The organism is Phyllobacterium sp. 628 (genome assembly GCF_014189505.1).
In the GTDB taxonomy this organism is placed as follows: domain Bacteria; phylum Pseudomonadota; class Alphaproteobacteria; order Rhizobiales; family Rhizobiaceae; genus Phyllobacterium.
In genome coordinates this window covers 412221-433245 of sequence record NZ_CP050302.1, presented here as the reverse complement: position 1 = coordinate 433245, position 21025 = coordinate 412221, and the positions used below count along the sequence as shown (strand labels likewise).

Sequence of the window (21025 nt, the reverse complement as noted above, 5' to 3'; positions counted from 1 at the left end):
ACTCGACTGATTTAGTAGTGTTTAAAGAGAACAGTCAAAGACGGCAGACTGCGAATTCGGGGTGGCTTGAGAACCTTTGTTGCAAAGAACCGGATTTCTTGAGCATGAAATCCCACGGTTGCGGCAATCGTGACGCTGGTGCATTTCGGGCAGTTTTGCCCGCGCACCGACTGTATTTTCAACCTGCTTGACGTATCAGGTTGTGTTCGAGCGAAGCCGTAGCGGCTAACTCCGCGAACCGCTCCGTCAGATGGCTGATGTCCTTTTCAAAGGCCAGATGACGATAGGTTTCTGGAGCGGCGTTCACATCGAAAAGCGCTGTATAGCCGGAACGCAGATACAGTTCTTTTGCCTCCGGTTGGCGAAAGCCGGTGGTCAGATAAATGCGTGTGTAACCCTGACGTGCCGCCTGTTCTTCGAGTTCGACCACGACCTTGCGTGCAAGTCCCTGCTGGCGCAGGTCAGCGTGGGTCCAGATGCGTTTGAGCTCGGCAGTATGTTCATCGTAACGTTTGAACGCGCCGCCGCCGATGGTCTCGCCATCACGGATCAGCAGCAGAAAAGCGCCGTCCGGTGCGGCAAACAATTCTGCCGGGTAGCGGCTCAGTTCATTGCGTGCCGGCTCGCCATAAAAATCGCCATAGCGGGTTTCGTATTCGATAATCAGCGCTTCGATCAGCGGCTGCGAGCGTGCGTCATTGGGTGTGGTATAAACAAAGACATCGGTCATGGCTGTCTCGCGTTCTCGTCAGATGGGTTTGTCGGAAGGATTTTTGGCAAGATAGGTTTCGGTCAGCTTCACCCAGTAACGGGCGGCCGATGGCAATATCTCGTCGTTGAAATTGTAGAGCGGGCTGTGCAGCGGTGCGCTGTCGCCATTGCCGATGAAGAGATAGCTGCCGGGGATTTCCTGCAGCATGAAGGCGAAATCTTCACTGGCGGAAATTGGCCGGAATTCCTGTTCCACACGCGCCGTGCCGAAATGATCGAGTGCGACCTGCCGGGCAAACTCCGTCTCATCCGCATGGTTGACCAGAACGGGGTAGCCGCTCGGGTAATCGACTTCGGCGACAGCGCCATAGCTTTCGGCTTGAGCCTTTGCCAATGTTTGGATTCGCGCTTTGATGTTCTCTTGCACATCTTTGCGGAAGGTGCGCACCGTCAGTTCCAATTCCACGCTGTCAGGAATGACATTGGGCGCAATGCCCGCGTGGATGGTGCCGACCGTGATCACGGCGGCATCGAGCGGGTCGATATTGCGCGAAACGATGCTTTGCAGCGCCATGATGAAGGAGGCACTGGCAACCACAGGATCGACAGTTTCCTGCGGCCGTGCGCCATGTCCGCCTTTGCCGATGATACGCACCGTTACCTTGTCGACCGAAGCCATAGCCGGACCGCTGATGAAGCCAAACTGCCCGGTGGGTACACCCGGCCAGTTATGCAGTCCGAACACCGTATCGCAGGGAAAGCGCGTAAACAGACCATCGCGGATCATGCGGCGTGCGCCCGCGCCACCTTCTTCCGCAGGCTGGAAAATGACATTCAGCGTTCCGGAGAAATCCCGCGTCTCGGCGAGATAGCGCGCACTGGTGAGCAGGATTGTCGTGTGCCCGTCATGGCCGCAGGCATGCATTTTCCCGGGCGTGTTGCTGGCATAGGGCAGGCCGGTTGCTTCGGCGATGGGCAAGGCATCCATGTCGGCGCGGATACCGAGCCGCTTTGGACCATTGCCGTTCTGCAGGGTTCCGACAACACCGGTTTTGCCAACACCTTTCGTCACCTGATAACCCCAGGCAGCGAGCTTGTCCGCGACGATTTCGCTGGTGCGGTGCTCGTCATAGCCAAGCTCGGGATGCCGGTGCAGGTCGCGGCGAAGCGCCACCATCTCGTCGAGATATGCGGCGATTGTTGCCCCTGTATTGTCTGCCTGCTGTCCCATCAAAACACGGTCTCGGCAACGCGTTCCCTGGTGCCTTGTTTCTCCTTGGCATAGCGGCTCACGCGGAAGGGCAGGCCTATATTTTCGCGCAGGGTTGTACCGGGCAGGACCTTGTTGTGATAGCCGCGCTGCTCCAGCAGCGGGAGAACGTCGCGGGTAAAATCATCAAGGCCTTGAGAAAGAATCTGGAAGCCGAGGATAAAGCCATCGGCTGCCTCGCTATCGACCCAGTGGATGAGTTCATCGGCAATCTTTTCCGGCGTGCCGGTGAAGGCATTGCGCGGCGTGGTGATCTCAAGCGCCACCTCGCGCAAGGTCTGGCCCTTCTCCTTGGCGTTGCGCTTGATGCGATCCGTGGTCGAGCGGAAATTGTTCTTGCCGATATCGCCAAGCTCCGGAAAGGGCTCATCAACGGGATAGGCACTGAAATCATGATGGTCGAAAAAGCGGCCGAGATAGGCCAGTGCTTCGTCAATGGTCACGAGATCGCGGATTTCTCGATACTTGGCTTCAGCTTCCTCATCCGTCGCCCCCACGATAGGCGCGATACCGGGGAAGATCAGCACATCTTCCGGCTTGCGGCCGTGTTCAACGGCACTCTGCTTGACGCGGCGGTAGAAGGTCTGCGCCTCCTCGATCGGCACGTGGTTGGTGAACACGCCATCCGCGTGCTTGCCCGCCAGATCAATGCCGTCATCGGACGATCCGGCCTGAAAAATAACGGGCTGTCCCTGTTCGGAGCGGCTGATGTTCAGCGGACCTTCCGAATTGAAGAAACGGCCGTGATGGTTCAGCCGGTGTAGCTTGGTCCTGTCGAAGAACTGGCCGGTCTTGCGGTCGCGCACAAAGGCATCGTCATCCCATGAGTCCCACAGGCCCTTGACCACTTCGAGATGTTCATCGGCAATTTCATAGCGCAGTGCATGGTCCGGGTGATCGCGGCCGTAATTCTTGGCCGAACCTTCCAGCGGCGATGTCACGGCGTTCCAGCCCGCACGGCCGTTGCTGATCTTGTCGATTGAGCCGAACTGCCGCGCAACGGTGAAAGGATCGCTGTAGGAGGTCGAGACCGTGCCAACCAGTCCAAGTTTGGATGTCGTTGCGGCGAGCGCCGACAGAATGGCAATCGGCTCAAAACGGTTGAGGAAGTGCGGAATGGATTTTTCGTTGATGTAGAGCCCGTCGGCAACGAAGGCAAAGGCAATGCCTGCATCTTCCGCCTTGCGGGCGCTTCGAACGAAGAAATCGAAATTGACGCTGGCATCTGCTGGCGAACTGGGATGTTTCCACGAATTCATATGGCCGCCTGCACCTTGCAGCATCACGCCGAACGGAATGGGTCGCTTGGTCATTTTGAAATCTCCTTGATCATACCGCGGCGGCGAACTGGGCCTGGGCCAGAAGTTCGATGGACCGGAGGCGCTTCGCGGCGTCATTGATGGGGGTATCGATAATGAATTCACCGATGCCATAGCGGTCATGCAGCCGCTCGAGCTGAGTGGTGACCGTGCGGGCCGAGCCACGGATGACATTGGGCGTTTTCTTCTCGATGCGGTAATTGGCGGCACCGGCCTGTCGTGCATATTCTTCGGCCTGCTCGACGCTGCCGACTGTCACGCTCGGACCATTCTCCACATGCACTTTGTAGTGCTGGATATTGCCGGTCAGCCTGTCGGCTTCCGCATCGGTTTCAGCCGCGACGATCCCGACGGCGAGAAGCGGCGCGCGATCCGGCGCTTTTTCCCTGTAGGCATCGAGTGTCTGTTGCAGGATTGTTTCATCGCCGTTGAGATGGCTGGCAAAGACAAAGTCCCAGCCCTGCGAGGCAGCGAGGATCGCGCTGTCAACACTGGCGCCAAGCAGGAAGCGGCTTGCTGCCACGGCGGGGCGCGGTGTTGCCTGCACGCCGGTCAGCGGATCAGCCTCTGGCAATCCCTTGTCAAGAAAGGCACTGAGCTGCGCAAGCTGAGCGGCAAAGTCCTGCTTCTCTGATCGTGGAACGGTGCCTTGCAAGGCGCGGGTGGAAAATGGCAAACCGCCCGGCGCTTTGCCCACCCCGAGATCGACACGGTCAGGCCCTAAGGCCGCCAGAACATTGAAATTTTCCGCCACTTTGTAGGGGCTGTAATGCTGCAGCATGACGCCGCCGGAACCAACACGGATACGGCTTGTATTCGCCAGCAGAAAGGCGATCAGCACCTCCGGCGATGAGCTTGCCAGCGTCGGCGCATCATGGTGTTCTGCCACCCAGAAGCGGTGAAAACCCCACTGTTCGGCCTGGCGCGCCAGTGCAACACTGCGCTTCAGCGCCACGCTTGCCGTTTCGCCATCATAGATCGGACTTTTGTCGAGTAAACTCAGTGCATAGCCCATTTTGGGGTATGGCCTCCATGTGATTGAAGCCGGGTATCGCGCCGGGCGATACGAACTCCGTTTTCAGAGGCGATCAGATTTTATCGAATTTCAGGTCCCGTCAAAGAACGCTTTGCTAAAAAATGGCAGGCAAACTGTATTAATATTCTTCGTCGGAAACGGTGCTTTCCGGGATAGGCTTCGGATGTGACAGAGGCGGATTTGGTGAATAATGTATTTTCTTCCAATGACTTAAGTACGTTTTGCTTGCTAGGCTGGGCCTTCGCTTAGGTCTCAGAGTAGAGGACGATTGCTGTCGTTTGTGATCTGTGCCCCTGCAAACTGGTTGTACAAAGTTGTATCGACCATTGCTGGCGTCTTGAATCAACCACATTCGATAATGATCTGCATCTTGAGATAGGATACTTTGAAAGTGTCCCCGGTGAAGTTGCGGCCGCTTGGATTATGGGGTGCAACATTTGGTAATGAGGGCAAGCAATCATGCGCAGGAATTCACTCGGCTTCTGGTTGATTGTTCTTGCTGTGGTCGCCGCCGGTGGTTTCCTGTCCAGTCCGCTGTTCTATGAAGGCTCGTCCTTTATGGGCGCCATCGTTGCCGTGGGCGTCTGCATTCCCGTGCTGGCTTTCGAGCGGAGCTCTGCCTTGCCCAAGCTGCATGCATGGATCAAGACGCGCAATTCCTTTGGTTTCTGGATCGTAATCCTCAGCGCCGTTGCGGCAAGCGGCGTTTTCTACAGTATCGTTATCTACGGTGGCTCACCGTTTATCGGCGCCATCTTCGCTCTTTGCATCTGTACGCCCTTGCTGGCCTTTGAACGGGGCGTGATTTTTCCGAAACTGCATTTCTGGTTGAATTCACTACCCACTTTCAGCTTCATCCTGGTGGGACTGACGATCTATTACGTGCTGATCAATGTCGGATTTGCCGTTTGCGGTCTTGCTTTGTGGAGCCTTGGCATGGTGACCACATCATTCGTGGATTCCGTTGTTCTTCCACCCAACGTGCTCCTCTACACGCTTGTGGTAACCGCGCTTTTGACGTTCTTTCTGCGCGTTCGCGAATTGCTCGGCCGCGATATTTTTACCAGCCTTGTCATTGGCCGCTATCGCCAGCCGGTCGCCGAAGAGCGTGTCTTCCTGTTCATTGATCTTGTCGGCTCCACATCCTTTGCCGAACAACACGGCGATCTGCGCGCACAGCAGTTTCTCAGCGCGCTGTTTGCGGAATTTGCTGAGCCGGTACGGCGTCATCGCGGCGCCATTGACGATTATGTCGGCGATTCCGCCATCATCACCTGGCCGATCGAACGCGGGATCAAGGATGCGAGCTGCGTGCGCTGTGTCTTCGATATTCTCGATGGCATCGAAGCCAACGCCACTCAATGGCTGGAGCGATTCGGACAGGTTCCGCGCTTGCGCGCCGCCTTGCATGGCGGGCCTGTTATCACTGCAGAAATTGGCGTCGACCATCACAAGATCACCTATTTCGGTGACACGGTGAATACGACCGCGCGGCTGGAAAGCCTTTGCCGCACCTTGGAAGCGCCGGTTTTGATCTCCAGCGATCTGGCGCAACGCATGAATTTGTCCAATAATATCAAGGCTCAACACCTTGGATTGCATGGGGTGAAGGGCAGGGGGCAGGCGCTGGGTGTGATTGCCCTGACGCGGTGACGGTGACTGGGCATTCGGCTTAGTATTCTCAATCAGACAATTTCTGTCCATAAAACGGCAAAACAGCCGATTGCACGATGACAGGGCAAGGCCGGTGCGCTATGGTCCGGCTTGTCGAGGGCTTCGGCCCTGTCAGTTTGCGGGAGAGTGTCGTGCACAGAAATGGGCAGGCCACCGAAGGGGAAATCGCCCGAAATCTCTCAGGTACCAGGAACCGCAAACCGGGAAGGCAACTCTGGAAAGTCGGGGGAAACTCCGCGCCGAAGGTGTAAGTTCAGTCAAGGGTCTTGGCTGTGCGAGTCTCTCAGGCTTCCGACAGAGGGGCAAAGAAATGTTCCGCGATATCGCGGAGGTCTTTGCACGTCTCTGGAGTAAAAATGGGCACTGAAGAAAATCTGAAACAATTGCCGCTTGATGATCTGCACAAGGCCGCGACTGCGCGCTTCGGCGGGTTCGCTGGGTGGTCGATGCCAATCACCTATCCCTTGGGGGTGATGAAGGAACACCTGCACACTCGCGAAAATGCCGGACTTTTCGACATTTCGCATATGCAGCTGTTCGATGTTGCCGGACCCGGCGCGGCGGCGCTCCTGTCACGCGCCTGCCCATTGGACGCGGCAGCGCTGCAGGCAGGGCAATCCAAATACACCTTCTTTCTCAATGACAAAGCGGGCATTCTTGACGATCTGATCATCACGCGGCTTGGCGATGAACATTTCATGGTCGTTGCCAATGCCGGAAATGCTGCGGCTGATGAGGCCCATCTGCGTGGTGTCGCCAAGGATTTCGATTGCAAGGTAGATGCGTTGGACCGCGTGTTTCTTGCCATTCAGGGCCCGCAGGCAGTCGATGTCCTGCGCAAGGCTGGCATTGCCGGAACGGATCTGGCCTTCATGCACGGATTTGAACCCAAGCGCGGCTGGTTCATGAGCCGGTCCGGTTATACCGGCGAGGATGGTTTCGAAATCGGTCTGCCGGAAGCCGATGCTCGCGTGCTGTTGGAAAAACTGTTTGCCGATGAACGTGTTGCCTGGGTTGGGCTTGCCGCCCGCGACAGCCTGCGTCTGGAAGCCGGGCTTTGCCTGCATGGCCATGACATCACGCCGGATTATAACCCGGTCGATGCCGGATTGCTTTGGGCCATAACCAAACCAGTGCGCGAAACCGCAGGCTTTATCGGCGCCGATGCGCTGCTCGCAAAGATCGCAAGCGGTTCGGACAAGAAGCGCGTTGGTCTGAAGCCCGAAGGCCGTCAGCCAGTGCGCACCGACGCTGAACTTTTCGACGAAGACGGCAACAAGGTTGGTCTGGTCACCTCTGGCAGTTTTGGCCCGTCCGCTGGTTTCCCCGTTGCCATGGGTTATGTGCCCAAGGCGCTTTCAGCTGTTGGTTCCAAGGTTTTCGCCGAGGTGCGGGGTAACCGCATTCCGGTCGAAGTTCATTCACTCCCCTTCACTCCACATCGCTACTTCAAAGGATAATAGAGATGGCAACCACTTACTTTACCGAAGATCACGAATGGATCCGCGTCGAGAATGACATTGCGACAGTCGGCATTACCGACCATGCGCAGGATCAGCTCGGCGATCTGGTTTTTGTCCAGTTGCCGGACGTCGGCCAGTCGCTGTCCAAGGGCGATGCCACCGTTGTGGTTGAATCCGTCAAGGCTGCATCGGACGTTTATGCACCCATTGATGGCGAAGTGACCGAAATCAACGACGCGACCGCAAGTGATCCATCGCTGGTCAATTCGGCCGCCGCAAGCGATGGCTGGCTGTGGAAGATGAAGTTTTCCAATCCGGACCAGCTGACCGGCCTTCTCGACGAAGCCGGCTATAAAGCAATCATTGGCTGAAGGCATGATGATGAAAGACACCATATTCCCATTCGCCGACCGCCATATCGGCCCGAGCATTCAGGGCTCGCGCGCCATGCTGGCAGCGCTCGGCATCCCATCGCTTGAGACCCTGATTGCGCAGGCTGTGCCGAAGTCGATCCGGCTCGAACGCCCACTGGATATTCCCGAAGCGGTCAACGAGTCAGAAGCTCTGGCGGAACTCGCTGCCAAGATGGGCCAGAACAAGACCCACAAGAGCTTTATCGGTCAGGGTTATCACGGCACGCACGTGCCTGCGGTCATCCTGCGTAATCTTTTCGAGAACCCGGCCTGGTACACGGCTTATACGCCGTACCAGTCGGAGATCAGTCAGGGCCGCCTTGAGTTGCTGTTCCATTTCCAGACGCTGGTGACGGAACTGACGGGTCTGCCGGTTGCGTCGGCCTCGCTGCTCGACGAAGCAACAGCTGTCGCTGAAGCAGTAGGCATTGCCTATCGCCACCACCGCGAAAAGCGTACCCGTGTCGTGCTTGCCGGTGCTCTGCATCCGCAGACGGTCGACGTGGTGAAAACCCGTGCCGAACCGCTTGGCATGAGCGTGGATGAAGGCGCAATCGACGCGACTGTCGCTGCAGTGCTTGTTCCATGGCCGGATACATTCGGCGTCTATGGCGATCACAGCGCGGTCATTCAGGCCGCCAAGGCTGCCGGAGCGCTGGTTGTGGCGGTTGCCGATCCGCTGGCGCTGACAATCACCACCCCGCCCGCCAAGGCAGGCGTTGATATCGCTGCCGGTTCCATGCAGCGCTTTGGTGTGCCGATCGGTTACGGCGGCCCGCATGCGGCCTATCTGGCGGTCAGCGAAACATTGACGCGGCTTATTCCGGGGCGTCTGGTTGGTCAGTCGGTCGATAGCAAGGGCCGAGCAGGTTACCGCCTTGCCCTGCAGACCCGCGAACAGCATATCCGCCGTGACAAGGCGACATCCAACATCTGCACAGCACAGGCGCTGCTCGCCAACATGGCGGTATCCTATGCCATCTGGCACGGACCGCAGGGGCTGCAGGCAATCGCACGCGGCGTCCACACACAGGCTGCCCGCCTTGCTGCGGCACTGACAGGCGCTGGCTTTACCATTGCCGGATCGCATTTCTTCGACACGGTGACGGTTACTGTTCCCGGCAAGGCTGCATCGATTGCTGCCAAGGCGGAAGAGGGCGGACGGCTGCTGCGGATCATCGATCAGGATCGTCTTGGCGTTACGGTCGATGAAACAACGTCGGAAGATGATCTGAAGGCGCTGGTTGCGCTGTTTGGTGCGAGTTTACCGGCTGAAGCCAACGCAACTTTGCCTGGCGAACGGCAGGCTGAAGGTTTCATGACCCAGGCTGTGTTCCATCAGCAGCGTTCCGAAACCGAAATGATGCGGTTCCTGCGCCGTCTGGCCGACAAGGATCTGGCGCTTGACCGCGCGATGATCCCGCTTGGATCGTGCACGATGAAGCTCAATGCCGCTGCAGAAATGCTGCCGGTCAGCTGGCAGAGCGTTGCCAATGTGCATCCCTTTGCACCGGCTAATCATGCGCTTGGCTACAAGTCGATGATTGATGATCTGGACAATTGGCTTTCAGAAATCACCGGCTTTGATGCTGTTTCGTTGCAGCCCAATGCCGGCAGCCAAGGTGAATATGCCGGGCTTCTGGCCATCCGCCGCTATCATCTCGACCGGGGCGATGCGCATCGCGATATCTGCCTCATTCCGGAATCGGCACACGGCACCAATCCGGCCAGTGCCCATATGGCCGGCATGCGCGTTGTCGTGGTTGCCTGCGAAGAGGCTGGCGATATCGATCTTGATGATCTGAAAGCCAAGGCGGAGCTGCACAGCGCCAATCTCGCTGCGCTGATGATCACCTACCCATCGACCCACGGCGTGTTCGAAGAAGGCGTCAAGGATATCTGTGCGGTCATCCATCAACATGGCGGTCAGGTTTATTTCGACGGTGCCAACCTCAATGCGCTGGTCGGGCTTGCCCGTCCGGGCGATATTGGTGCTGACGTCTGTCACATGAACCTGCACAAGACCTTCTGCATTCCGCATGGCGGCGGCGGTCCGGGTGTTGGTCCGATCGGCGTGAAGAAACATCTTATTCCGTTCCTGCCGGGCCATGTGGCCAAGGGATCGCAGCATGCGGTTTCAGCGGCTCCCTTCGGCAGTGCTTCCATTCTTCCCATCACATGGATGTATATCCGCATGATGGGCGGAGCAGGGCTCAAGCGTGCAACGGAAATGGCCATTCTCAATGCCAACTACATTGCTGAACGCCTGAAGGACTATTATCCGGTTCTGTTCAAGGGCCAGAACGGCCGTGTGGCGCATGAATGCATTCTCGATACCCGTGTTCTGAAAGATAGCGCCGGGATTAGCGTCGAGGACATTGCCAAGCGCCTGATCGACTACGGTTTCCACGCACCGACCATGTCCTGGCCGATTGCCGGAACGCTGATGGTTGAGCCGACGGAGTCGGAATCCAAGCGGGAGATCGACCGGTTCTGCGATGCGATGATCCTGATTGCCGGAGAAGCGGAAAAGGTTGCTAGCGGTGTCTGGCCGCGCGAGGACAATCCGCTGGTCAACGCACCGCATACGTCGGGCGATGTTCTGGCCGATGATTGGGCACATCCTTATACCCGCCGGGAAGCCAGCCTTCCCGCAGGCGAGAGCGAGGAGAACCCGAAATACTGGCCGCCGGTATCGCGTATCGACAATGTGGCGGGTGACCGCAATCTGGTCTGCTCGTGCCCGCCCATGCAGGCCTACAGCTAAAACAAAAGCCCCTTCCGGGATCATCCGGAAGGGGCTTTTTTCTACCAGTTGGGTGTCAGGCTCAACTCCTCATCCGCGTCATCATCGGGGATTGGCCCCAGTTCAGGCGCAAGCTGCCGCAATGCGACGGGAAGTGCCTGCAGGTCGTTCGCTTCGAACGACAGATGCGGTAGCCTTGTCCGGATCAGTCCGGCAACGATCTTCGCCTGCAATTCGTCACGAACGCGTTTGGCCGCATCCCGGTCGGCGCGCCGGGACAACCACAGCTTGTGCAAGGCAAAGGCGCGTGGATCCGGGCAGGAATAATCCAGCGGATAGCCTTTTTCATCGATCACCACAGCCGAGACTTTCGGGCTGTTGACCAGCCATGACAGGCCTTCGATCTCGATAGCCTGCAGATCGTCGGCATCGGTGCTAAAGCGCGTCTTTTCGCGAGTAGACATACGGTTCTTTGGCGTGGGCTTGATCAGATGAACCAGAAAGCCGTCGCGATTGGCGGCGCGATAGCCATTCTTTGCCATGGGTGCAAAGGAATGGTCGATCTTCTGCAAAAGCCCCATCAGGCCCTTGTGCGAGAAATCCTTGCTGATCAGCCGCAGGCTGAAACGCGAGTCGAGCAGCAGATCGACGTCCTGCGTTGACAGCAGGCCGCCGGCAATGTGAACCCCGGCCATCCGTTCATAGACGAACAAGGCATTGGTGCCGACGACATCGACCGCCGTGCCGATCAGGCCGGACTTGCCGAGCGCACGGACAATCCGCGCCGTCAGCAGCGGCACGCGCCCGAGCGTCATGGCCCGGTTGACCGGGGCAAGCTCGTCGAGACGTTTTGCCAGTCGGGAAACCCGTGTCTTCGACCCCTCGCGGCCCGTATGGAACTGACCGAATATGGCCTCTGTTCCGGCAGAACGCGGACCTAGCGATTTCCAGATGCCGCCAGTCTTTTTATACAGATAGTCCTTGTCATTGCCGCTTTTCTTCCACGACATCGATCCGGAAAAGCGCTGTTCATACTCTTTCAGGCTGTTTTGATAAACGTCATAAGCCTGCTCCGTATCAATCAGCTGGCGAATCTGCTCTGAGGATAATTCTCTGAATTTGCTCATATTATCCCTTAATAGTGCTTTTTCGATCTAAAAAGGGATAATATCGCTTGTTACCGGGAATAGATAGCTGATTCTAAAAAGTTTATCCCTTTCGTAGCGGAAACCTAACGAAAAAGGGATAATCCCCGTATTTGCAGCCGTTTACGTTAGACTACCTACCATGTTATGCCATGAAAAAGCGCAACGCCTATCATGTTGAGGAAGCCTTATGTTTGATCTCAAAGTCACCAACGCGACCTTGCCCGATGGCCGCACCGGCGTGGATATCGGCGTGAAATCCGGCCGTATCGCTGCGGTGGAAGCTAATCTTGGGGGCGAGGCGGGCGAGACGATTGATGCCGGAGGGTTGCTGGTTTCGCCGCCGTTTGTCGATAGTCATTTCCACATGGATGCCACGCTGTCGCTCGGCCAGCCGCGCCTCAACGAGAGCGGCCGTTTGCTCGACGGCATTCAGATATGGGGTGAGCTTAAACCGCTGCTGACCCATGATGCCGTCATTGAGCGCGCGCTGCGCTATTGCGATTTGGCGGTCACACAGGGCCTGCTTGCCATCCGCACGCATGTGGATGTTTGCGACGAACGGCTGCTCGGTGTGGAAGCACTGCTGGAAGTGAAGAAACAGGTCGCGCCCTATATCGATCTGCAGCTCGTGGCTTTCCCGCAGGATGGCTATTACCGTTATCCCGGTGCCGTTGATCTCCTCAACCGTGCGCTGGATCTCGGCGTTGATGTGGTTGGTGGTATCCCGCATTTCGAGCGGACCATGGCTGATGGCGCAGCAAGTGTTAAGGCACTGTGCGAGATCGCGGCAGAGCGCGGCCTGATGATTGATCTGCACTGCGATGAAACCGACGATCCCCTGTCACGTCATATCGAAACGCTGGCCTATGAAACCCAACGCCTCGGCCTTGGCGGACGCTCAACAGGTTCACACCTCACGTCCATGCATTCGATGGACAATTACTATGTCAGCAAATTGCTGCCGCTGATAGCCGAGGCGGGTGTTGCGGCCATCGCCAACCCGCTGATCAATATCAGTATTCAGGGGCGGCATGATACCTATCCGAAGCGCCGGGGCATGACACGCGTACCGGAACTTCTCGCGCACGGCATCACCGTGGCGTTCGGGCATGATTGCGTGATGGATCCGTGGTATTCGCTGGGTCAGGGCGACATGCTCGATGTTGCCAGCATGGGACTGCATGTGGCGCAGATGACGAGCCGTGATGCCATGCGTCAATGCTTTGCAGCGGTCACGACCGAGCCCGCCAAAATCCTCAATCTGGAGGGCTACGGTCTCGACGTCGGCTGCAAGGCGGATATGGTGCTGTTGCAGGCCGCCGATACGATCGAAGCTATCCGGCTCAAAGCAACCCGGTTTGTGGTGATCAAGTCAGGCAAGGTGATTGCGCGGACGCCGAAACGCGTGAGTGCACTCACTTTGGCCGGTCGTCCGGATTGGGTCGATGCGGCAGCCTATGCGCCTAAACTTGGCTAGATTGTAGTTCAGTTGTGATCAAGATTGGCATGATCATTGTGCGTGGTTCGACAAGCTCACCATGAGGGAGATGGTTTGGCTGCAAAGTTAATCGGAACCGTGCAGAATATGGCTCCCTGCAATCCTCCATCTCCCTCATGGTGAGCTTGTCGAACCACGCACGATTTTAATGCAGTCATATTCATCCCTGCAGTTCCATAAGATAGATTATGTGATTTTTGGCCTGTAGCAGGGTGGGTTCAAGGATGAAGTGCAACTTTTGAGTGTTTCACTATGGGTTAGCCCCTCATCAGGCACCTTACTCAATGAACACATTCCGTGGATCGGCTCAAAGCTCAAAATCGTATCGTTGGATCCCGGCCCATCAGGACAATGAGAATCTCGGTTTCATCTGGCTGGGGCGTCGTGTACGCGTGTGGCGTGGAACTGCTGAACAGAGAGCTTTCTCCGGCCTTAAGCGTAACCCCCTCTTTCCCGTCAAAACTCAACTCCAGCGTGCCTGAGAGCACGTAGCAGAATTCCATGCCGGCATGTCCGGCAAGTCCGCCGGCATCTTCCACACTGGTGGCATGCACCCGCATCAGCAGCGGTGTAAGTCCCCCCGTATTGCCTTGATGCAGCAATGCGTAACTGTAGGGAATATCGGCGAGGCGCGTGAAGGCGATATCATCAAGGCGGGACACGTTGACGGACGACGGCGCTCTTGACGGTTTCGCCAGCATGTCCTGCCAGTCGAAGCCAAGCCCTTCGACGATCTTGTAGAGCATACCGAACGTTGGCGACATCTTGTTCGTTTCAATCCGCGACAGCGTGGCTTCCGGCACGCCCGTCAGGTGGGCTGCATCCGCCAGCGAAAAATCCCTGGATTTGCGCAACTGCCGAAGACGCTGGCCGATCTCATCCGCCGGTATGCGTGACGGCGGACTTTTCGCGGTCTTCCGGATGGGAAGTGCTGCGAGAATCGACGCCACACGCGATTTGCTGTTCATCGGAATTGCTCCTTGCCTGAGGGTTAAATCGATGGTTAAGACCGTAAAATATTACATATATGTAATGGATATAATTATAAATATCAATATGATAAATGGGAAAATAAGAAATTATTTGTGGAAGTGACAAAAGTTGGCTAGGCTGCATCGGCAGGAGCAGACTAGCTGCTCACTGTCGAGCGGCGTGGATGACCCGGTTCTCGCACGTCCGCATTTTTACATATGTGTGAAAGGAAGACATCATGTCGGCACAAGCTTCGTATGGGCGTTATCAGAAGGAAGGATGGGTCCAGTGGCCCGGAGAGTCCGAGCTGAGTTTCCAGTTCGCCCGCACGCTCGGCGGTGCGCAGGAGGGCGCGAGCCTGATCGGCGAATGCTTTGCGGCTGCGTCGCGAATGACACCCGGCGATACGGAAAGCTGGTACCGCGAATGGCAGGTGTTTGCCAAAAACAGCGAACGCCGCGCAGAAGAAGCTTTCGCCCGCCAGCTTTTTCGCACAGCATCCAGCAACTGGTTGCGCGCTGCAAACTACTACCGGTCATCCGAGTTCTATCTGGCCCATGACGATCTGCGGCGCATCGATACGTTCGACAGCGTCGAGCGCTGCTCGCATCACTATCTTGCCGGGCTGCACCCGGCGGGTGAGGTCATCGCAATTCCGTACGAAAACGGCGCGCATCTTGATGCATACTTTCTGCCCTGCTCTGACAATGGCGTTCGCTCGCCAGTGGTGATCGCGTTTGGTGGTCTGGACGAATACAAGGACGAATTGCTGCACGAAATGCCCAAACATGCGTTGACGCGCGGTATGTCATTACTGCTGGTAGATATGCCGGGCCAGGGTGGAACGCTGCGGCGGCAGAAGATCGTCAATCGTCCGGATACGGAAGTGCCGGTTGGCGCGTGCATCGATTATCTCTTGACGCGCTCGGATGTCGATCCGGCAAAAATTGCGCTGTATGGCGCCAGCGTCGGCGGTGTATATGCAGCGCGCGCTGCATCCTTTGAGAAGCGGCTCGTGGCTGCTGTGTCCGATTCCGTCATGTTCGATATGTCGTCATTGTTTGCGAGCTGGCTTGCGACGCCGGACCGGCTGATCTGGCAGCACCTGAAATGGGTATTCGGCGCTGCGACCCCTGACGGTGTAATCGAGAAAGCAAAGGCGTTCAGCCTGAAAGGCGTGATCGACAAGATCAGCATGCCTTATCTGGTGTTGCAGGGCACGGAAGACTGGCTCGGATTGAAAACGGCAACAGACACCTACGATTACGCCAAAGCGCATGGGGTTGCTGCGGAACTCAAGCTGTTTGATCCCGCAGAAACCGGTGCTGCCCATTGTCAGGTCGACAATCCGACGCTGGGTCAGGAATTTATCTGTGACTGGCTGGCCGGAAAGCTCGGTATCGATCAGGGCGTCGCACGTATTCGCGTACCAGCCCTCGCTTGAGCACTATTGGAAGAAAGCCCGGGACCCATTCGGCCCCGGACTTTCTGTTCTTATTTGGTCGTATAACCGCCATTGATCAGAATGGTCTGGCCGGTAATCCACCAGCCGTCGGAAACGAGAAAGCGGATGAACGGAATGATGTCCTGAATATCCGTAAGTCCCGTCTTGCTGAACGCTGAAAGCGCTGCGGCGGACTTATGGTAAGCCACCGCATCCGCCCCTTCAGCCGGATAGAAGAACGGTGTGTCCATTGGGCCGGGCCCGATGGCGCTGACGGAAATGCCGCGTGCGCCATATTCCTTTGAAGCCGCCCGGGTAAAATGTTCGATCGGTGCTTTCGCACCCGCATAGGCCGCATAGAAGGGCGTAAATGCGCCAAGCAGTGATGTGACCAATGTCACCAGTTTGCCATTGTCGCTAAGGTGTTTGCCAGCTTCCTTGATGAAGAAGAATGCCGCTTTGGAGTTGACCGCGAACATCTCGTCATATTCGGCCTCGGTGATCTCGACAAACGGCTTCTTCAATACCTTGCCGGTTGTATTGATCGCGATATCGATGGCGCCGAATTTCGCCTTCGTATCTTCAAACAGTTTTTCAACGGCAGCAGCCGTCGTCAGATCACTCTGAAAGGCAATCGCATCGGCACCAGCGGCCTTGACTGCGGCAACAGTCTCTTCCGCAGCCGCCTGTGTTGCGGCACTGTTATAGTGAATGGCGACGGCCTTTGCGCCCTGTGCGGCCATGTCCCTGGCAATCAGACCGCCGAGGTTTTTGGCGCCGCCGCCGATAAGCACGATCTTTCCGTTGATGCTGTGGTCAACCATTTCAATTCTCCTCTCTGCAATAGACAAAATAAGAAATACGGTTCTAAACGTGAACGCCGTCAACGAACCGTTCAATAGCCACATACGGATGTGCCGAGGAAATGACATTTGGTTATCTATGCAATAACCAAGAGGAATATCGCGTTGGCGGCTTCGGCGGAGGGAACTAGCCTGCGGTCCGCGTGGCTCTCGGTAGGCGCGGCAAAATCGGTGTATTCAGCGGGAATTATTTTGTAACCGGTACAAAATATCACGAGAATGTATATGGATATCGCGCAATCACAGGTTTATATCGGTCGTCGTTTCCCCACGGCCAACCACCGTTTGCCAATCCGCGTCATTTTCTTTCCGATATGTACGCGCTACCGAGAGCGAACCCGACCATGTCGGACCAAACTTACCCGGCCTCTCCGGCTGGGCCAATTATGACCCAAGCGCCTGAAAATCAAACCACAGGTCCCAACTTCCGCACCATTGCCGTTATCATCGCCAGCGCCATGTTCATGGAACAACTGGATGCCACGGTGCTTGCCACGGCCCTGCCCACCATGGCGCGCGATTTCGGTGTCAATCCGCCGGCGATGAGCCTCGCGCTGACATCCTATCTCCTGAGTCTTGCCATTTTCATTCCCGCGAGCGGCAAGATCGCCGACCGCTTTGGTTCGCGGACGGTCTTCAGTTTGGCGATCATTGTGTTCGTCTTCGGTTCGATCCTGTGCGCGCAGGCGCCGGATTTGCGCTTTCTCGTTTTCGCCCGGATGATCCAGGGCCTTGGCGGCGCCATGATGCTGCCGGTCGGCCGTCTGGTGCTTTTGCGCAGTGTGGCGCGCAAGGATCTGGTGGCTGCCACGTCGTGGCTGCTGGTCCCTGCCCTCGTTGGCCCCATTCTCGGTCCGCCTGTCGGTGGTCTGATCGTAACCTATTTCGACTGGCGCTGGATTTTCTATATCAATGTGCCCATCGGCTGTCTGGGTTTTATTCTGGTGAGACGCTTCATCGCGGAATTCAAAGGTGAAGCGGATGGTCCGTTTGATTTTCTCGGGCTGGTTCTGTCAGGCATTTCACTGGGCTCGCTGCTGTTTGGCTTTGAAATGGCAAGCCGTCCTGATGAAGGCATGCTGGCGGGCATTCTTGTCATCGTTGGTGTCGTATTCGGGCTCGGCTATCTCGCCCATGCCAAGCGCCACCCCTCGCCTATTCTGGATTTTTCGCTTATGCGCGTCAGTAGCTTCAGTACATCGGTGATTGCCGGTTCGTTGACCCGTATTACGCAAGGCGCGCAGCCCTTTCTGCTGCCGCTCATGCTGCAACTCGGCTTTGGCCTATCGGCCGCTCGTGCTGGCGGCATCATGGTGGCGACAGCGCTGGGCTCGATGCTGATGAAAACTGTTGCGCCGAAAATTCTCCGGCGCTTCGGCTTCCGCGCCAGCCTGATCGTCAATGGTCTGATCGCAACATTCGGTTATGCGGTGTGCGCGGCGTTTCGGCCGGATTGGCCGCTGCCGTTGATCTTCGCTATCCTGATGTGCTGCGGTTTCTTCATGTCGTTCCAGTTCACGGCGTATAACACCGTTGCCTATGATGAGATCGGGCGCGAGCGTATGAGTTCCGCCACCAGCTTTTATACAACTTTCCAGCAGCTCATGTTGTCCCTCGGAATTTGCACCGGTGCATTGGCATTGTCCGGTTCCATGCTGGCGCGCGACCACGCCACGCCTGTCATTACCGATTTCTCGGCGGCATTTCTGGTTGTGACGGCGATTTCACTGACAGCAACCATCTGGAACATCCGGTTTTCGCAGTCTGCAGGGGCAGATATCAGCGGTCACAAGCGGTGAGCGTACAACTATGCCTCACCGCAACTTGATTGGTTGATCCGGTTCCCATCCGGTAAAGATTGGGGCCACTGGTCGGCAAGGTCATGACCATGCGTCGAAGGTTCGTCACAATACGGTTGGTTTAAAGCTGACGCGTCCTGGTATTGCAGCCGGTACGTGATGGGATGCGCTCGTTCGCATGGATCGTTGCGCCAGTGTTATCAAACAAAGGAACACGCAGATGCAGTTCAAACGTGCTTTTAAACGGACGTCGCTGGCCGTTGCCATAGCGCTGGGCGCGATGGTGGTGTCACTTCCGGTACAGGCGCAAACAGCGGCGGACGGGGTCCAGCGCATAAGGGTGCGTGGAACGGTTGGCTCACTTGATGGAACGACATTGACGGTCAAGACAAGGGAGGGCGAAACCGCCACCGTTGCGCTCAAGGAGGGCTGGCAGGTATCCAGCGTTGCCAAGGCGTCCGTGGATGACATCAAGCCTGGCGATTTCGTTGGCATTGCGTCGCTTCCCAAAGCCGATGGCGGCGACGGCGCGCTGGAAGTTGTGCTTTTCCCGGCGGCCATGAAAGGCACGGGTGAAGGCAGCTATGCCTGGGATCTGAAGCCCAACAGCTCCATGACCAATGCCACCGTTGCCGATGCGGTCAAATCGGTTGATGGCCGCACGGTAACGGTCAAATATCAGGGCAAGGAAAAGAAAATTTCCATCACCGACGGCACGCCCATTGTCACGTTCGCTCCGGCAACAACTGCTGACCTGACGCCCGGCGCAGTCGTCTTCGTTCCATCGGAAAAAGCCAAAGACGGCACCATTTCGTCGAGCCGTGTTGTTGTGGGTACAAATGGCGTCGTTCCACCCATGTGACGCGGCATTTCGCCTTTAAAGCATCGCATCGGTCCCCAAAGAGCTGTCTTGAAAAATAGCATGGCCCGATATGTCAGCATTGTTGACATATCGGGTATTTTACGGTGCTATGCCGCCAACAAAATAATCGCGGAGGAAAGACAATGGGCGATTGGGATGCTCTTTACGCTACACGTACCAAAAATATGCGTGCGTCGGAAATACGTGAGCTGCTGAAGCTGCTCGATCAGCCTGACATAATTTCTTTTGCCGGTGGTATTCCAGACCCTGCGCTGTTTCCCAAAGACGCCATCAAGGCAGCTTACGACGCGGTTCTGACCAAGAACGCCGATGCGGCGTTGCAATATTCCGTCAGCGAAGGCTATCGTCCACTGCGCGAGTGGCTGGTCCAGCACATGGCGGGACTTGGTGTTGCCTGCAGCATCGATAACATCATCATCACCACCGGTTCGCAGCAGGCGCTTGACTATCTCGGCAAGCTGTTCATCTCGCCGGGCGATACGGTTTTGACGACATGGCCGACCTATCTCGGCGCCTTGCAGGCATTCAACGCCTATGAGCCCCGCTATGACCGGCTTAACCCTGAACAGGGCAACATGACACCGGCTGCCTATCGCGAGGCGGCCGAAGCGGCGGGTGGCGAGGTTCAGATGGCCTATCTGACCGCTGATTTCAGCAACCCGACCGGCGAAACGGTCAGCCACGATGGCCGTATCCGTCTGATTGAACTGGCGCATGAGCTTGATATTCCGCTGATTGAGGATGCCGCCTATCAGGCGCTGCGGTTTGATGGCGAGCCGACGGCCTCGATGCTGGCGCTCGACTGCGAACGCTCCGGTGACATCAACAACACACGCGTGATCTATTCCGGCAGTTTCTCCAAGACGCTGACGCCGGGCCTGCGGGTCGGCTGGATTTGCGCGGCGCAGCCAGTGGTTGCCAAGCTGGTTCTGATCAAACAGGCGGCGGATCTGCACAGCCCGACGATCAACCAGATGGCCATTCATCATGTCGCCGAGCGCGATTTTACCAAGCAGGTCGAGAAAGTCCGCGGCAGCTACCGCCAGCGCCGCGATTATATGCTGGATGCCCTCGCCCGCTTCATGCCTGCGGGTGTGACATGGACCAAGCCGGAAGGCGGCATGTTTGTCTGGGTGACGCTGCCTGAAGGCATGGATGGAGCAGCGCTGCTCGCGCAGGCGCTGAAGACAGTACGGGTGGCCTTTGTCCCCGGCGCGGCTTTCCACGCGGATGGATCCGGCAAGAATACGATTCGGCTGAATTACTCGCTGCCGAACAAGGAAGCGATTGAAACCGGCATTTCCCGCCTCGGCAAACTCATTGCTGATGAAATGGCCTGAACCAATAAATTTATTCTGACGGGAGCCTGGTTTCAAAACAGGCTCCCGTTTGCGTTTAGACAAGTTATTTCACGCCGCTTGTCCGCAAGGTCTGCGCTGGTTTCGCAACACCCGCAGAATGATTGTCAGCAGACAGGCAAAAGGCGGCATGTTTGCAGCCATCCGTAGCAACTTGTTAACCTTCATTTTCTATTCAATTGGGTACGTCCAAGAGCACAATCACACCATTCCGCTTGCAGGTATCATGCGTATTCCAAGAACAAATTTCTCAATGAAATCAGATGATTATGCGGAAGAATTTGGCGATTTTGACGAATCGCCAGTGCCGGTCCAGGTGCCTTTGGCGGCAAATCCACGCCAATCGGAGCCCATGCTCCCGCCTGTCCAGAGCCAGCCTGTGCAAAACAGCCCGCTTCAGCCCGCAGCCTCGCCCTATGAAGGCATCT

The 21025-nt window shown here is 56.8% G+C and carries 16 protein-coding genes and 1 riboswitch; of the genes, 9 read left to right on the top strand and 7 right to left on the bottom strand.

Annotation, left to right across the window (positions count from 1 at the left end):
* Positions 1-178: 178 nt before the first annotated feature.
* Genes HB779_RS22590 through HB779_RS22575 form a run of 4 tightly spaced genes read right to left on the bottom strand, consistent with a single transcriptional unit; the run spans position 179 to position 4315 of the window.
* Entirely contained in the window at positions 179-730 is a 552-nt protein-coding gene (locus HB779_RS22590; RefSeq protein ID WP_188346202.1) for a GNAT family N-acetyltransferase, read from the bottom strand.
* Between the two features lie 18 nt (positions 731-748).
* Positions 749-1942 carry a M20 aminoacylase family protein gene (locus HB779_RS22585; RefSeq protein ID WP_188346201.1) on the bottom strand — a complete coding sequence of 398 codons (1194 nt, stop codon included), beginning with the start codon at positions 1940-1942 and terminating at the stop codon, positions 749-751.
* Positions 1942-3294, bottom strand: coding sequence for an LLM class flavin-dependent oxidoreductase (locus HB779_RS22580; protein ID WP_188346200.1), 1353 nt, complete (start codon positions 3292-3294; stop codon positions 1942-1944). The genes HB779_RS22585 and HB779_RS22580 overlap by 1 nt, the downstream gene beginning before the upstream one ends.
* 16 nt (positions 3295-3310) lie before the next feature.
* Positions 3311-4315 carry an LLM class flavin-dependent oxidoreductase gene (locus HB779_RS22575; RefSeq protein ID WP_188346199.1) on the bottom strand — a complete coding sequence of 335 codons (1005 nt, stop codon included), beginning with the start codon at positions 4313-4315 and terminating at the stop codon, positions 3311-3313.
* A 480-nt stretch (positions 4316-4795) separates the two neighbouring features.
* Here HB779_RS22575 and HB779_RS22570 point away from each other — a divergent pair, with 480 nt between their 5' ends.
* The 4 genes from HB779_RS22570 (at position 4796) to gcvP (ending at position 10653) form a co-directional block, all read left to right on the top strand.
* On the top strand, positions 4796-5989 hold the full coding sequence (locus tag HB779_RS22570) for an adenylate/guanylate cyclase domain-containing protein (protein WP_188346198.1): 1194 nt from the start codon (positions 4796-4798) through the stop codon (positions 5987-5989).
* A 130-nt stretch (positions 5990-6119) separates the two neighbouring features.
* A riboswitch (glycine riboswitch) is annotated at positions 6120-6216 on the top strand.
* Positions 6217-6366: 150 nt separating this feature from the next.
* On the top strand, positions 6367-7470 hold the full coding sequence (gene gcvT / locus HB779_RS22565) for a glycine cleavage system aminomethyltransferase GcvT (RefSeq protein ID WP_188346197.1): 1104 nt from the start codon (positions 6367-6369) through the stop codon (positions 7468-7470).
* 5 nt (positions 7471-7475) lie between these two features.
* Positions 7476-7844 carry a glycine cleavage system protein GcvH gene (gene gcvH / locus HB779_RS22560; RefSeq protein ID WP_188346196.1) on the top strand — a complete coding sequence of 123 codons (369 nt, stop codon included), beginning with the start codon at positions 7476-7478 and terminating at the stop codon, positions 7842-7844.
* A gap of 10 nt (positions 7845-7854) precedes the next feature.
* Positions 7855-10653 (top strand): aminomethyl-transferring glycine dehydrogenase, encoded by a 2799-nt coding sequence (gene gcvP, locus HB779_RS22555; RefSeq protein WP_188346421.1) that lies wholly within the window; start codon positions 7855-7857, stop codon positions 10651-10653.
* 41 nt (positions 10654-10694) lie between these two features.
* Here the strand turns inward: gcvP and HB779_RS22550 are convergent, their stop codons facing one another.
* Positions 10695-11759: a nucleotidyltransferase domain-containing protein gene (locus HB779_RS22550; protein WP_188346195.1), complete on the bottom strand. Its 1065-nt coding sequence runs from the start codon at positions 11757-11759 to the stop codon at positions 10695-10697.
* Between the two features lie 208 nt (positions 11760-11967).
* On the opposite strand from HB779_RS22550, the gene HB779_RS22545 reads away from it, so the two are divergent.
* Positions 11968-13257 (top strand): amidohydrolase family protein, encoded by a 1290-nt coding sequence (locus tag HB779_RS22545; protein WP_188346194.1) that lies wholly within the window; start codon positions 11968-11970, stop codon positions 13255-13257.
* A 335-nt stretch (positions 13258-13592) separates the two neighbouring features.
* Here HB779_RS22545 and HB779_RS22540 read toward each other — a convergent pair whose 3' ends face one another.
* Entirely contained in the window at positions 13593-14246 is a 654-nt protein-coding gene (locus HB779_RS22540) for a helix-turn-helix domain-containing protein (protein WP_188346193.1), read from the bottom strand.
* A 242-nt stretch (positions 14247-14488) separates the two neighbouring features.
* Here HB779_RS22540 and HB779_RS22535 point away from each other — a divergent pair, with 242 nt between their 5' ends.
* Entirely contained in the window at positions 14489-15694 is a 1206-nt protein-coding gene (locus HB779_RS22535; RefSeq protein ID WP_188346192.1) for a S9 family peptidase, read from the top strand.
* Positions 15695-15744: 50 nt separating this feature from the next.
* Here HB779_RS22535 and HB779_RS22530 read toward each other — a convergent pair whose 3' ends face one another.
* Complete coding sequence (locus tag HB779_RS22530) at positions 15745-16518, bottom strand: SDR family oxidoreductase (RefSeq protein ID WP_188346191.1); 774 nt, start codon at positions 16516-16518, stop codon at positions 15745-15747.
* 383 nt (positions 16519-16901) lie between these two features.
* Here HB779_RS22530 and HB779_RS22525 point away from each other — a divergent pair, with 383 nt between their 5' ends.
* From HB779_RS22525 to HB779_RS22515, 3 genes are all read left to right on the top strand, one after another.
* The gene (locus HB779_RS22525) at positions 16902-18356 is read left to right on the top strand and encodes an MFS transporter (RefSeq protein WP_371823949.1); all 1455 of its coding nucleotides are present in this window, start codon (positions 16902-16904) and stop codon (positions 18354-18356) included.
* Positions 18357-18636: 280 nt separating this feature from the next.
* Positions 18637-19218: a hypothetical protein gene (locus tag HB779_RS22520; RefSeq protein WP_244642855.1), complete on the top strand. Its 582-nt coding sequence runs from the start codon at positions 18637-18639 to the stop codon at positions 19216-19218.
* 143 nt (positions 19219-19361) lie between these two features.
* Entirely contained in the window at positions 19362-20579 is a 1218-nt protein-coding gene (locus HB779_RS22515) for a PLP-dependent aminotransferase family protein (protein WP_188346188.1), read from the top strand.
* The last annotated feature ends 446 nt before the right edge of the window (positions 20580-21025 follow it).

Coding starts and splice junctions, on each gene's coding strand:
- HB779_RS22590 (WP_188346202.1), bottom strand. CDS start 730: ATGACCGATGTCTTTGTTTATACCACACCCAATGACGCACGCTCGCAG.
- HB779_RS22585 (WP_188346201.1), bottom strand. CDS start 1,942: ATGGGACAGCAGGCAGACAATACAGGGGCAACAATCGCCGCATATCTC.
- HB779_RS22580 (WP_188346200.1), bottom strand. CDS start 3,294: ATGACCAAGCGACCCATTCCGTTCGGCGTGATGCTGCAAGGTGCAGGC.
- HB779_RS22575 (WP_188346199.1), bottom strand. CDS start 4,315: ATGGGCTATGCACTGAGTTTACTCGACAAAAGTCCGATCTATGATGGC.
- HB779_RS22570 (WP_188346198.1), top strand. CDS start 4,796: ATGCGCAGGAATTCACTCGGCTTCTGGTTGATTGTTCTTGCTGTGGTC.
- gcvT (WP_188346197.1), top strand. CDS start 6,367: ATGGGCACTGAAGAAAATCTGAAACAATTGCCGCTTGATGATCTGCAC.
- gcvH (WP_188346196.1), top strand. CDS start 7,476: ATGGCAACCACTTACTTTACCGAAGATCACGAATGGATCCGCGTCGAG.
- gcvP (WP_188346421.1), top strand. CDS start 7,855: ATGAAAGACACCATATTCCCATTCGCCGACCGCCATATCGGCCCGAGC.
- HB779_RS22550 (WP_188346195.1), bottom strand. CDS start 11,759: ATGAGCAAATTCAGAGAATTATCCTCAGAGCAGATTCGCCAGCTGATT.
- HB779_RS22545 (WP_188346194.1), top strand. CDS start 11,968: ATGTTTGATCTCAAAGTCACCAACGCGACCTTGCCCGATGGCCGCACC.
- HB779_RS22540 (WP_188346193.1), bottom strand. CDS start 14,246: ATGAACAGCAAATCGCGTGTGGCGTCGATTCTCGCAGCACTTCCCATC.
- HB779_RS22535 (WP_188346192.1), top strand. CDS start 14,489: ATGTCGGCACAAGCTTCGTATGGGCGTTATCAGAAGGAAGGATGGGTC.
- HB779_RS22530 (WP_188346191.1), bottom strand. CDS start 16,518: ATGGTTGACCACAGCATCAACGGAAAGATCGTGCTTATCGGCGGCGGC.
- HB779_RS22525 (WP_371823949.1), top strand. CDS start 16,902: ATGTCGGACCAAACTTACCCGGCCTCTCCGGCTGGGCCAATTATGACC.
- HB779_RS22520 (WP_244642855.1), top strand. CDS start 18,637: ATGGTGGTGTCACTTCCGGTACAGGCGCAAACAGCGGCGGACGGGGTC.
- HB779_RS22515 (WP_188346188.1), top strand. CDS start 19,362: ATGGGCGATTGGGATGCTCTTTACGCTACACGTACCAAAAATATGCGT.